Here is an 11,862-nt window from a genome sequence, read left to right on the forward strand (position 1 = left end):
TTATTAGTAATCAATTGATTATTTTAATTTTGGTGGTGAGCTGAAACGAGGTGGTAGTCAAAATTAACAAGGTGAGGTGTGCAATTATTTGCACAGGTGTGCACCTTTTGTTTCACCGCCAACGAGTAACAACGACTGAATTAGCTATTTCGGTATGAAGCTGAGAGATAAAGCTGATGAGTTATTAAATCATATCTGGCATAAGCCAGGATTTCGTTTCATTTTATGCTATTTGTTTTTTCAATGATTTCATTAAGTTAACTTTATTATTGGTTGCGCCAGCCAGACTTAATTATTTTTTTAAACTTGCTCTGTAAATGGCTTATTAATGGATTATTTTCAGCTGATTATTATTGAGATATGCTTTTGTAATATCTATCTATTTTTATTTTTGCCAATGGTTCTATTCTATTATTAAGTTAGCTCATTATATTTTCATTTAATTAATAATAAAAATAATTATTAGTTTCTCGTGTGAATAGTGCGTTTCTATTATAAATATAGATAACTATTTAATTTATTTATATTTTAATGCAAGGGGAAAGCGATATGGCTATCTTTGACATTAAAAGTTATCGCAGTAAATAATCAGTAGAATTACTTAATCATTCTTTAACGGTAATAAATTATTCATTTCGGGGTTTATCTGAAAGTCTGATTGGTGTTGCAGGGTTAACTCGCGTAGAAGATTTATTCAAAGATATCACGATGACCGAACAAGGCGTGATGGTAAATTATGGTGGAAATAACTCAATACTGTTGGCTGATGTACTTCGTGAGCAGTTGAGTATGGACCAATTTATTCTGGTTTAAAGGGCATTCGGATAGTAAAAAGGGCTGCCATGGTTGCAGCCCTTATAAGAAAGATTACTTCAGCGGCGGTACGCCATTTTGCCATGTATCCCAATGGGCAACGATGTAGTCTGTCATTTCACCACCCACGGTGGCAATGTTCTCTACGGTTTCTTTAAAGCCACCGGCAGTCTGGCCCGGAGCGGGGTCTAAATGCTCCAGGGTTGTTTCGTTAGGGTTGCCCTGATCGAAATTGACTGAACCGCGTAAGCTAAAGATACGTTGAGTTGTGCCTTGAGTGCGGGCAATTACCTGAGTGATGGCGGCAATTTCCATTTCTGTTACCAGATAGTCATCAGCACCGTACAACTTAGCAATGTACTGAGCCTCTTTTGACATACCCGGACCGTGGAAGAAAGTATCTCCGGTCATATGAGTACCGATCAGGACCTTTGGTGCACGTCTGGCGTTTGCATCAGGGTAACGCTGGCGGTATTTCTGTGCGCCTTCAGAATCCAATAGCTTAGTTTGTCCTGTAACTTTTATCGCCCAGGAGACCAGCGTTGGGTTGAGTTGATAGCTGCGAATCTTTTCGTAGCCTTTACGCGGCATAAAAGTTTGGCCATCGTGCAAACCTTCCTCTGGTGCCCAGCGGTGGCCCAGATCGTAATCAATGGCCCATGACCCCCAACTTACGTCACCAATGGTTCCGCGCGATGGCGGGGTACCGGCAACACCATTAATCATGAAATAAGTTTGTGACATATCAAATTGTGGGTTTAGCAAAATAGCCTGAACCGAGGAGGAAGAGGCCACTTTGCCCATGCCTAATACGGAGCCGCAAACGCCATCGTCGTTACAAAAAACCGGTGATGCAGCGCCTTTAACCGTGATTGGTTGGCTATTTTTAAAATATTTCTCATACCAGTACTGGAACTCTCCGGCTTTATCGCCGGTATTTTGACCGATTTCAAACATAGAGCCGACGAACACTTTTACTTTAATTGGGGCTTCGTTGGCTAACGCCTGACCAGAGATGAAAAGGGGAAGAAAAAACAATGAATACACACTCTTTTTAAGCATCACTTATTTCCTGTTATGGCTAACGTAATCGTTTGCGCTATTTTCCCTATTCATAAATAAAAAAACCAGCCGTTATTGTTCATTTGTGGAAATAATTTTCTTCATCCGCCAGCCATGTTGTGGTTTTCCTGCATCAGGCGAGTGTTCTCATTTCTCCAGCCCCGGGTTTGGGTTAAACTGTTACCCTATTTTTTGCTGAAAAGTGGCAATGGAAACATCAGGCAAAGTGGTGAGCATGGCAGAAAAAACAATAAAACAGCCAACAGAGGGACACTCTCTAACCCGGGAGCAAATAGCCTCCTTATTAGAGGATTATCAAACGCTTAATGGCTCGTTACGCAAAATCGTCATTATCTTTATTCTCAGTATTGCTATCGTGGCTTACTTACTGGTATTCGGCAGCGTTTGGGATATACCAATGATGGTATTTACTGTGGCAATGGCGGGTTATTTTCTATTGCTAAACCGCAGAAGGAAAAATGCTGAAAGCCAGTTAGATAAAACATGTTTATCATTGTTTGGCAGTGGTTTTAAAAACTCAACAGCGCAATTGAACGCTTATTTGAAAGCGCGCTGCGAGGAAAGCGAGTAACCGGTCCGAAAACCGGTAATAACATAAACTGATGCGGCTTTAGTCAATTCGATATTCTTGTAGTTTATACATTAGTGCACGACGACTTATCCCCAATGTTCTGGCTGTCTGAACCCGGTTTCCCTGATGGTTAGCCAGCGCAGTACAAATCAGCTCACGTTCATAAGCTTTCAGATTTTCTTTTAGCGAATGCCCTATCAGGGTGTGTACCGTTTCGCTGATATGGGGAACGTTGAGCTGCTGTTGTAGATGTTCCGGTAGCTCATCAGGGAAAATAATAAATCCGGTACTCATGATTACCGCTCGTTCAATGGCGTTGGAGAGCTCCCTGACGTTTCCAGGCCATGGATAGTTTTCAAGAATTGCTAAAGTGCTGGGGTCCAGCTCTACGATCTCTTTACTGTTTTCTGCACTGAATTTTTGTACAAAGTGCTGTGCTAACAAAGCAATATCTTCCGGGCGTTCACGCAGGGGAATAGGCGAAAGATGTATAACATTCAGACGATAGAATAAGTCCTGACGAAACTCCCCTTGTTCTACCATTGCCGCCAGATTACGGTTAGTGGCAGCAATCAGGCGAATATCGGTTTTAATCGTCTGGCTTCCCCCTAATCGTTCAAACTCGCGCTCCTGTAAAACACGTAGCAGTTTTACCTGTAAGTTATGGGGCATTTCACCCACTTCATCTAAGAGTAGGGTCCCTTGGTTGGCCCGTTCAAACAGCCCCTGACGCTGCGTTTGGGCTCCAGTAAACGCCCCTTTTTCATGACCGAACAGTTCACTCTCCAGTAATGATTCCGGTAGTGCACCACAGTTAATTTTAATGAAAGGGCCTTTGGCACGAGAGCTGTTGTAGTGAATGGCTTTGGCAATTAATTCTTTGCCGGTACCGCTCTCTCCGGTAATCAGCACGCTGGCATTACTCTGGGCTATTTTTGCTGTGTCTTTGCATAACTCCATCATTTTCGGGCTATTGGTTAGAATACGATCCCACTGGTAGCTGTCGGACAGCGCGCGGTGGAGCAGATTAATCTCCTGCTTCATTTCCCGTAGCTGCATGGCGCGGCCAATCATCATTTTCAGTTCATCGAGATCGAAAGGCTTAATGACATAATCAAACGCTCCCAGACGCAATGCCTCTACTGCGGTTTCTACTGCAGCATAGGCGGTCATTAAGATTACCGGTATGCTCTGGTGGGTTTGCCGCATCACCTGTAGTGCTTCCATACCATTTAGCTTTGGCATGCGAATATCCATCAGTACAATATCTGGCGTTTGTTGTTCAAAGAGTTCTAACGCCTGCTGACCATCCTCTGCGCAGATGGGCTGGTGTCCGTCACGGGTAAATACCGTGGTGAGCATGCGACGAACGCTCTCTTCATCATCAACGATTAGAATACGGTAGGATTTTTTCATTGTGGGTTTCCTTCGCTATGCTTAACCGGTAATACAATGGTAAAGGTAGTGCCCTGATTAAGCTGACTTGTCAGCGTAATATCCCCATCGTGAGCAGTAATAATTCGGTGGCTGATTGATAAACCGAGCCCGGTACCCGATGGTTTAGTGGTATAAAACGGATCAAATATTTTAGTTTTTATTTCGTCGCTAATACCACAACCGTTATCGGAAATAGTGATTTCCTGCCAGTCCGGCGATAGTGCTTTGGTCGTGATAGTAATTTCACCCCGGGCAGCGATAGATTGTACGGCGTTAATCAACAGATTGAGTAATACCTGTTTTAACAATTCTCCATCAGCTTCAATATCTGACAACGGCTCTTCGAGTTGAACCTCAAAATCAATTCTGGCCTCGACCCCTTTAGTTTTCACCAGAATCAGACTTTGATTAATAACCTGGTTTAAATTGATTTTCTGGTACAGGCTGGGCCTTGGGCGAGCGAAGTCTAACAGTTGTTGGATAACTTTGTTGATGGAATGCACTTCTTTCAGAATGATTTGAGTATATTCCAGTCTCTGTGGGTCGGTTTCACTGTCTTTTAATATTTGGACAAAGCCACTGATAGCGGTTAACGGATTACGCACTTCATGGGCCACGCCAGCCATTAGTTCCCCAAGTGTTGCCAGACGTTCTGCCTGCTCGATGCGGCGCTGAACCTCTTTCTTGGCGGTTAAATCAGTGAAAATAACCAGTGCACCAACGGTATCTCCTTGTGCATTACGCAACTGACTGGTGCTGACGCTGATTTGTATGGTGCGATTTTTGCCGGGATAGTCCACTTCCAGCGCTACGTGCTCAATATTATGGACCAGAGTATCGAGCACCGGACTAAAGAAGTTAGTGTTTTCAAATATTTCGGCGTAGGGCTTGCCGATTAACTCTTTCTGGCGATAACCGGTAATCTCTTCTGCTGCCGGGTTCATCATGGTGACACAGCCTTCGATATCCACGGATATCACACCATCAGCAGCGCTTTCAATGATCAATTCGTTTAGCGTTTTCGCCTCTCTTAGTGCCCGGGAGAGTGAGTTTACGCTATCGGATATCTCTCCCATTTCCCCTTTCATTGGGGGAATTTGCGTTTTCAGATTCAGGGGAAGCTCATTTAAGCCCGACTTAATAGTATCGATATCGGAAGCAAATCGGCGGGAAAAAACCACAATCATCCAGATACTAAACAGCATACCAATACAGATTACGGCAATAATTTTTAGGTCCATGGCTAATGCCTGACGTGCAATATCATTGGAGAGTTCATTGGCCCAGATATAGCCAATAACCTGATCGTCCCGTTTAATTGGGATCATCGAGTTCATGATGTTGCCCCGAACCTGCGATCCCCAACGAACGAGAGGTTCTCCGGTAGCCATTACATCTCGCCCGGGATGGTCCTGCTTGATAGTAACGCCGACTGCATTGCCATGTAGTGCTTGTGGACCATAGGTAATAATGGCATCCAGTTCCCGATTATAATAACCGGCACCTACGCCGGAAAACGCTTTGGTTATGGTGTCGGTGACGGGTGCCAGTTGCTTATTCAGAGCGGCTATGCGCTGGTCACGAGGCAGGTCCGGATAAAGTTTAAATGAATCTTTCAGCGCATCATCCAGCAGTTGAGTAACGGCAGATAATTTAATCTTTTTTTCCTGTAGCAGCGCATCCCGACCTTCGGTTTCAACCAGATAGCCAATAACCAACGTAGGTAGCGAAACCATAACAATTGCCAACACCATCATTTTACTGCGTAGGGTGTGTGGTCGAAATAGTTGAATGAACCGTTTGTAGTCCAAAAAAGGGGAAGACATCGAAGTCGGTTCCTTAGAGATTAATTGCATGTCTTCTGGCCATTAAGCTGTAGCCAGAGCGTTGGGCTGACTATAGTTCTTCGAACAAATGGCACAAGAGGCACTGTTTCAAAATGTGAGACGTATCCTACAGCAGGTAATAGTAACGGGGTGAAATTTTAAAAGTTATCGATAAGGATCTAACTGCGCCATAATTGAATAGCCCGTTAGTGAAAAAATGGGTTATGCCTCAGATTGCCAGACCTGTGTACACACCTGATCTAACAGTGCTTTACTGTGACTAATAATTACCATACCCAGTTTGCGCTGTTGGCTCTGTTGCAAAATGAAACGCCAGGTTTGAGCCTGGATAAGCGGGTCCAGTTGGGCGGTGATTTCATCAGCAATCAGAAACCGTGTTTTTGGAGCCAGCGCTCTGAGAAGGGCAATACGAGCCAGCTCACCGCCGGAAACTTCAGACGGATAGCGTTTTAATAGTTCCGGGTCAATCGCTAATGCTTCCAGCCATTCATTTTCCGGTTGCCAAACGTCATGCAAAGCCGCACCAGTGGTTCTGGCGGGATTAAATGTGCGTTCAGGGTGCTGTGGAACCAATTGCACCGGACAGTAGCCTTTGAGGGGTAATGGTAGATTATCTAATGTGATATGGCCCTTTGTTGGTTGCTGCCAGCCGGCCAGTACTCTGCCCAATGTGGTTTTACCATATCCGCTGGGGGCGAAAATACCCAGCCGCTCTGTAGGGGATACTGATAAGTTAAGATCAGACCAAAGAGTGGTTTCTCCCTGGGTGATGCTTAAATTATGCGTTTGCAGCATGATAAAGCGGCTCCGGAGTATGAATAAAATGCTGTTCTGGTAGTGCCTGCCACAGTGATTGTAGCCATGAGCTACCGCCACCATGACGTAGTGCACTGGAGTGAATTACTTCTTTAATCGTACCCTGATGTAAAACGGCAATACGATCGGCAAAATTAGCCGCCAGATGTAAGTCGTGGGTGATCCACAACACACCACGCCCTTGTTGGCATAAGCTTTTCAGGTGGCTGAGTAAAATTTCTGCATGATGGTTATCCAGCCAGGCGGTAACTTCATCCGCCAGAATAAAGCGAGCCTGACTCAGAGTGGCGCAGCTCACTAAAACGCGTTTTGCCATACCGCCGGAAAGTGATAATGGATATTGCTCCAGTAACTTCTCCGGCAAATTATACTGTTGTAATTGTTGCAAAATCGTTTGATAAGACGGCGTTTTTCCACTGAGTTTCGTCGCCCGTTGAATCTGTTTTCCTGTTTGAACCAGAGGGTTTAGGGCGCTGACACTCTGTGGAATATAACCCAGGGTATTTCCCCTAAGGGTCTGCTGTTGGGCGGCGTTGATAATACAGTCATCAATTAAAATCTGACCGGATGAACGCATGGTGGAAGGCAGTAATCCTAAAATGCTTTGCAGCAATAAACTTTTACCTTCCCCGCTTCCACCAACCAGTGCCACCAGCTCTCTTGCTTGCACCTTCAGATTGATGTCATGCAAAATTGAGTTCCAGACCGGCGGGCGAAACCAGCGTTCTTTGGCGCAGGACAATTCAAGGTTTTTTAGTTGTAACATGATAATTTCCTTAGCCAGATTTTTTGCAGGCTGCGGGCTAATTGATCGATAGTCAGAACCAGAATGACCAACGTTAGGCCCGGATAAACCGCCAGCCACCAGTCCCCGCTGCTTAAATAACGCAGGGCATCGGATAACAGTAATCCCAGTGAAGGTTCATGAGGTTCAAGCCCAAACCCAAGAAAGCTGAGCCCGGCGCTATGCAGTACGGCATGAGGGAAAATGAGCAGTGACCCCACCAGAAGCTGAGGTAACAGCAACGGCAGATAGTGTTTATAGCAGCATTGCCAGCGGCTAAGGCCGATGCGCTGTGCCAGTAAAATGTAGTCAGCCTGCCCGATTCGTAAGAGTTCTGAGCGCAAAATCAGCGCCAGCTTTGGCCAGTGGGTCAGCGAGACGGCAATAATCACGCCCCATTTTCCTCCGCCAAAGGTAAAGCAGATCAGAATCAATAGCAGTAGGTGAGGTAAGGCAATAAACGTATCAATCAGTGTGCGGATAAGATAATCCATGGTTTTGTTTAGCTGACTGAGAGTGGCAATAACCAGTGCCAGTAAGCCACTGCATAATGCAGTGATAAAACCGATTTGTATGCTGGTCATCATCCCTTGCAAGCAGCGTAGCCACAGGTCTCGACCTAAATTATCGGTGCCAAACCAAAATTGCAGAGAGGGGGCACTGCGGCGACTAAGCAGATTGAGCGTAATTTCCTGATAGTTGCTGTGAATTCCCAGAAACAGCAAGATACCAAGTAGCACCATTGCCAGAAGTAGTTGGAGCAGCGTTTTGTTCATTGAGCTTTTCACTGAACCCTCCGCAGCGGTGCATTAATACGGTTTAGCAATATTGCAGCACAGGTATTGCCAATAAAAACCAGTAGCGTGATAAATAGCACTATGCCCAGTAATAGCGGCACATCCCCACGCAGTCCTGCGTCAATGGTTGCCTGTCCTAAACCGGGATAGGCAAACACCTTCTCGGCTAACAGCGCACCTCCCAACAGTTCTCCCAATGAGGCAAATTGCAGACAGATGGCAGGAGTCAGAGCGTGACGTAGCATATGAAACTTAATCAGTGACCAGCCCTTATCACCTTGCGCGTGGGCGTAATAGATAAATTCGCTTTGGGTTACTTCTTCAATGCGGGAACGGGTGTGCAGAGCAATGTTTCCCACCCCTAATAATCCTAAGGCGATGGTGGGCAAAATCAGATGGTGAAGACGTTGAGCCACTGTGGCTTCACTTCCTGTTAATCCCGGCGGCCAGGCGCAGCAAATAGGGGTCCACTCCAGCTTTATCGAAAAGAAAGCCAGTAACAGAATACCAATCCAGAAAGTAGGAAGAGAGGACAACAGATAACATAGGGTACGAATAATACTATCAGGCCAGCGATTAAGGTAGCGACCGGCAATAAGTCCTAATGCAATGCCCAATACGCCGGAAAGTATCCAGGCGGACGCCAGTAGCATAAAAGAGGTAAGGAATCGCTGGGTAATAACTTCGGTAACCGGTGCGTTATACACCATAGAGTAACCAAGATCGCCCTGTATTAGCTGTTTTAACCAGAGAAGAAAGCGCCGCCACAAAGGTTGATCTAAACCCCAGCGGGCAGCGATTTGTGCATATTGTTCCGGTGGGACATGCAGTAAATCGTTACCGATATAGGCTCGAATTGGGTCCACCGGAGAGAAACTCAGCAACACAAAAGTACCTGCTGCAACCATAAGCAGCAGGCTGATAAGTCTTAAACTGAGCAACGGCAACTGGCGCATTACTTACAGGTCCAACTCCAGTTCTCAAGATTATTGAGCACTGTCCAATCACCATGGGCTTCCGGAGCACCCTGACCCAAGTTAACGCAGGGGTTAACCAGATAAGTATGATTCAGATTAATCAGCCATGCCCAGGCTGCGTCGCCTTTAATGCCCACACCGGTGGTTCCGTCCCAGTCAACTTTTTGCCATATTGGGATAGCGGCCTGCCAGTTCGGGGTTGCTATGGCCTGTTGCAGATGTTTATCTACTTTGGCATTGGCATAGTATCCCGGATTAAAGTAGCCCTCTCCTTGTAGCTTGCTGGAGTAGTGATGATACAGTTCCATTGGATCCAGACTTCCCCAACCAAACAGGGTTGGATTGGCGTGCATATAGCGTTCAACCGTTTCCCAACTGCCTGATTTGAGGGTAACTTCAATGCCTATTGGTTTTAGCATTGAGCTAAACGCCTGTGCTAAATCGCGACGCGTGCTGTCACCGCTGGCATACCAAAGGGTAAGTTTAGCCGGAATGCCGTTTTTCTCGCGAATTCCGTCAGGGGTTTTGCTAACCCACCCCGCCTGTTGCAGAATCTGGCGGGCTTTTTCCACATCAGCATCTTTGAACTGCGCTTCAGGATTATCCCATGGAAGCCCTTTGACTGCGGTATAAGCCGGAGTTGCATATCCATCAAACAGTTGGGTCGCCAGAAGCTGGCGGTCAACGGCATAGTTAATTGCCTGACGGATGGCAATATCAGCGGTGACGTTATTACCGATATCATTGCCCTGAGCATCTTTTTTACCCGCTGGAATCATCGGGAACATAATGCCACGGTTTTCAACGCTAGGTTGAACCAGCAGTTTCATATTGTTCACTGGCTGATTAGCCAGTGTCTGTGGAACGCGAACTAAATCAAGTTTGCCGCTGCTGGCAGCCGCATAGGCGCTATCCTGATCCAAAAAAACAAATACCAGTTTGTCGAAGTCACTCTTTTTACCCGCATAGTAAGGGTTTGCTTCAACAATTAGCTGCTGTCCCGGCTGTAAACTGGTGAGTTTGTAAGGGCCTGCGCTAACAGGTTGACGGGCAAAGTCTTTGCCATATTTTGCCTGTGGGACTATGCCTAATGCACCAAGCACATTGATAAATGTGCTTTCAGGACGTTTAAGCTGAATAGTTAATGTTTGCTTATCAATCGACTTAGCCTGCTTAAAACTACCCATATCGGCTTTACCACCACTAACCGCTGCCTGATTATAGGAAAACACCACATCCTCAGCCGTTAACGGAGAACCATCGGAGAATTTTAAATCGGGTTTCAGATGTATCGTCCAGATAAGACCGTCATCACTCAGCTTATAGCTATCAACCAGTACCGGTTGCCAACTGAGGTCGGCATTCTGCCGTAATAAGGGGCTGTGAAGTAACACATAGCTACCGTGGCTCCAGCCCAACAGTGGATCAAAACCTTCAGAAGGTTCTGCACCAATGGCTAGTTTTAACGTATGGCTCTGTGCTACTACTGGTGCTGCGGCTAAAGTAGCAAGCAGGCAAAGTGTAAAAGGGGATAATCCGGACTTCATGAGATAACGTTGCTCCTGATATTTTATTAATAGATTTTGGGATGCGTTAAAACGTTCATCATAACTTTTAATGAAAACTTCATACTTTAGGAGCGTTTTATAGCAAGGATGAAAATTTCGCACTTTGATTTAGATCGGATATCTCGAAATTTGAGTAAAATGTGTGGTAAAAAAACGCAGGCCTGAAAACAGGTGAATATAACTAGTCAAAATTTGTCTGGTACAGGTCTGAAAATTGACTATAATCTGCTCGCTGTGGATGAAAAAAAGACAAGTTTGATTAAAAAGTGAGCGATAGCGCATTAAAGTGAATTTTTTTGTTGCATCGTTCTTCATGTCTCCCTAGAATGCGCAGCACTTGATGCCGGCTTAGCTCAGTAGGTAGAGCAACTGACTTGTAATCAGTAGGTCGCCAGTTCGATTCCGGCAGCCGGCACCATCAAGTTTTTGGGCGGGGTTCCCGAGCGGCCAAAGGGAGCAGACTGTAAATCTGCCGTGATTCACTTCGAAGGTTCGAATCCTTCCCCCGCCACCATATTTGATTGTATTGACGCGATGTGGCATCAATACAGTGTCTGAAAAGACACCTGAAAGGGGATGAGTTAAGAGCTTCAGTTGAAGTTCAGTACTCAGCAAAGCGAGAAAAACTACCAGGTAGTTACCCAACGGGTGTATCGCAGTGTCTGATGTCATTCTTCCCCCACCACCGAGTTTAGAGTGTTGAAGCACCAGGTCACTGAGTTCGGAACTGCGGGCATCGTATAATGGCTATTACCTCAGCCTTCCAAGCTGAAGATGTGGGTTCGATTCCCACTGCCCGCTCCAAATGCTGATATAGCTCAGTTGGTAGAGCGCACCCTTGGTAAGGGTGAGGTCGGCAGTTCGAATCTGCCTATCAGCACCACTTTCCCTTCTACAGTAAATTCCCCTGATAACTTCTGACTCGAACTGCTATTACAAGCTTTTGCTTGGTTAATGTGGTTTAACCACGATCTATCGTGTTTTAGAGGGACTATCGATGTCTAAAGAAAAATTTGAACGTACAAAACCGCACGTAAACGTCGGTACTATCGGCCACGTTGACCACGGTAAAACAACTCTGACAGCAGCTATCACCAACGTATTAGCAAAAGCTTACGGTGGTCAGGCTCGTGCATTCGATCAAATCGATAACGCACCAGAAGAAAAAG

At 45.7% G+C, this 11,862-nt stretch carries 10 protein-coding genes and 4 tRNA genes; 6 read left to right on the plus strand and 8 right to left on the minus strand.

The features are described 5' to 3' along the window. Window positions 1-867: 867 nt before the first annotated feature. Window positions 868-1,875 carry a purine-nucleoside phosphorylase gene (locus LPW36_RS14485; protein WP_230610773.1) on the minus strand — a complete coding sequence of 336 codons (1,008 nt, stop codon included), beginning with the start codon at window positions 1,873-1,875 and terminating at the stop codon, window positions 868-870. A gap of 208 nt (window positions 1,876-2,083) precedes the next feature. Between LPW36_RS14485 and LPW36_RS14490 the strand changes: the two genes are divergently transcribed. Continuing rightward, window positions 2,084-2,467, plus strand: coding sequence for a hypothetical protein (locus tag LPW36_RS14490; protein ID WP_230610774.1), 384 nt, complete (start codon window positions 2,084-2,086; stop codon window positions 2,465-2,467). A 39-nt stretch (window positions 2,468-2,506) separates the two neighbouring features. Here LPW36_RS14490 and atoC read toward each other — a convergent pair whose 3' ends face one another. From atoC to LPW36_RS14525, 7 genes are all read right to left on the minus strand, one after another. Further along, window positions 2,507-3,883, minus strand: coding sequence for an acetoacetate metabolism transcriptional regulator AtoC (atoC, locus tag LPW36_RS14495; protein WP_230610776.1), 1,377 nt, complete (start codon window positions 3,881-3,883; stop codon window positions 2,507-2,509). Next, complete coding sequence (atoS, locus tag LPW36_RS14500) at window positions 3,880-5,730, minus strand: two-component system sensor histidine kinase AtoS (protein WP_230610778.1); 1,851 nt, start codon at window positions 5,728-5,730, stop codon at window positions 3,880-3,882. The genes atoC and atoS overlap by 4 nt, the downstream gene beginning before the upstream one ends. A gap of 222 nt (window positions 5,731-5,952) precedes the next feature. After that, window positions 5,953-6,546 (minus strand): ATP-binding cassette domain-containing protein, encoded by a 594-nt coding sequence (locus tag LPW36_RS14505; RefSeq protein ID WP_230610780.1) that lies wholly within the window; start codon window positions 6,544-6,546, stop codon window positions 5,953-5,955. Further along, entirely contained in the window at window positions 6,530-7,333 is an 804-nt protein-coding gene (locus tag LPW36_RS14510) for an ATP-binding cassette domain-containing protein (protein WP_230610782.1), read from the minus strand. Before LPW36_RS14510 ends, LPW36_RS14505 begins: the two co-directional genes overlap by 17 nt. Further along, entirely contained in the window at window positions 7,321-8,127 is an 807-nt protein-coding gene (locus tag LPW36_RS14515; RefSeq protein WP_268991728.1) for an ABC transporter permease, read from the minus strand. Before LPW36_RS14515 ends, LPW36_RS14510 begins: the two co-directional genes overlap by 13 nt. 8 nt (window positions 8,128-8,135) lie before the next feature. Then, on the minus strand, window positions 8,136-9,104 hold the full coding sequence (locus tag LPW36_RS14520; RefSeq protein ID WP_230610786.1) for an ABC transporter permease: 969 nt from the start codon (window positions 9,102-9,104) through the stop codon (window positions 8,136-8,138). After that, window positions 9,104-10,672, minus strand: a complete 1,569-nt coding sequence (locus LPW36_RS14525) for an ABC transporter substrate-binding protein (RefSeq protein ID WP_230610788.1) — start codon at window positions 10,670-10,672, stop codon at window positions 9,104-9,106. The genes LPW36_RS14520 and LPW36_RS14525 overlap by 1 nt, the downstream gene beginning before the upstream one ends. A 363-nt stretch (window positions 10,673-11,035) precedes the next feature. Here LPW36_RS14525 and LPW36_RS14530 point away from each other — a divergent pair. The 5 genes from LPW36_RS14530 to LPW36_RS14550 all read left to right on the plus strand — a co-directional run. After that, window positions 11,036-11,111: transfer RNA gene (locus LPW36_RS14530), tRNA-Thr, on the plus strand. An 11-nt stretch (window positions 11,112-11,122) separates the two neighbouring features. After that, window positions 11,123-11,207: transfer RNA gene (locus LPW36_RS14535), tRNA-Tyr, on the plus strand. 215 nt (window positions 11,208-11,422) lie between these two features. Further along, a tRNA-Gly gene (locus tag LPW36_RS14540) sits at window positions 11,423-11,497 on the plus strand. A gap of 3 nt (window positions 11,498-11,500) precedes the next feature. Further along, window positions 11,501-11,576 (plus strand) — tRNA-Thr (locus LPW36_RS14545). Between the two features lie 114 nt (window positions 11,577-11,690). After that, on the plus strand, window positions 11,691-11,862 hold a 172-nt coding region (locus tag LPW36_RS14550; RefSeq protein ID WP_230610793.1), incomplete at its 3' end, for a GTP-binding protein.

The sequence above is a fragment of the Limnobaculum eriocheiris genome, from assembly GCF_021010575.1.
Taxonomy (GTDB): domain Bacteria; phylum Pseudomonadota; class Gammaproteobacteria; order Enterobacterales; family Enterobacteriaceae; genus Limnobaculum; species Limnobaculum eriocheiris.

What these genes read in the sequence shown, in the direction of transcription:
- LPW36_RS14505 (WP_230610780.1), bottom strand. Translation starts at nt 6,546, where the DNA reads ATGCTGCAAACGCATAATTTAAGCATCACCCAGGGAGAAACCACTCTT.
- LPW36_RS14485 (WP_230610773.1), bottom strand. Translation starts at nt 1,875, where the DNA reads ATGCTTAAAAAGAGTGTGTATTCATTGTTTTTTCTTCCCCTTTTCATC.
- LPW36_RS14510 (WP_230610782.1), bottom strand. Translation starts at nt 7,333, where the DNA reads ATGTTACAACTAAAAAACCTTGAATTGTCCTGCGCCAAAGAACGCTGG.
- atoS (WP_230610778.1), bottom strand. Translation starts at nt 5,730, where the DNA reads ATGTCTTCCCCTTTTTTGGACTACAAACGGTTCATTCAACTATTTCGA.
- LPW36_RS14490 (WP_230610774.1), top strand. Translation starts at nt 2,084, where the DNA reads ATGGAAACATCAGGCAAAGTGGTGAGCATGGCAGAAAAAACAATAAAA.
- atoC (WP_230610776.1), bottom strand. Translation starts at nt 3,883, where the DNA reads ATGAAAAAATCCTACCGTATTCTAATCGTTGATGATGAAGAGAGCGTT.
- LPW36_RS14520 (WP_230610786.1), bottom strand. Translation starts at nt 9,104, where the DNA reads ATGCGCCAGTTGCCGTTGCTCAGTTTAAGACTTATCAGCCTGCTGCTT.
- LPW36_RS14525 (WP_230610788.1), bottom strand. Translation starts at nt 10,672, where the DNA reads ATGAAGTCCGGATTATCCCCTTTTACACTTTGCCTGCTTGCTACTTTA.
- LPW36_RS14515 (WP_268991728.1), bottom strand. Translation starts at nt 8,127, where the DNA reads ATGAACAAAACGCTGCTCCAACTACTTCTGGCAATGGTGCTACTTGGT.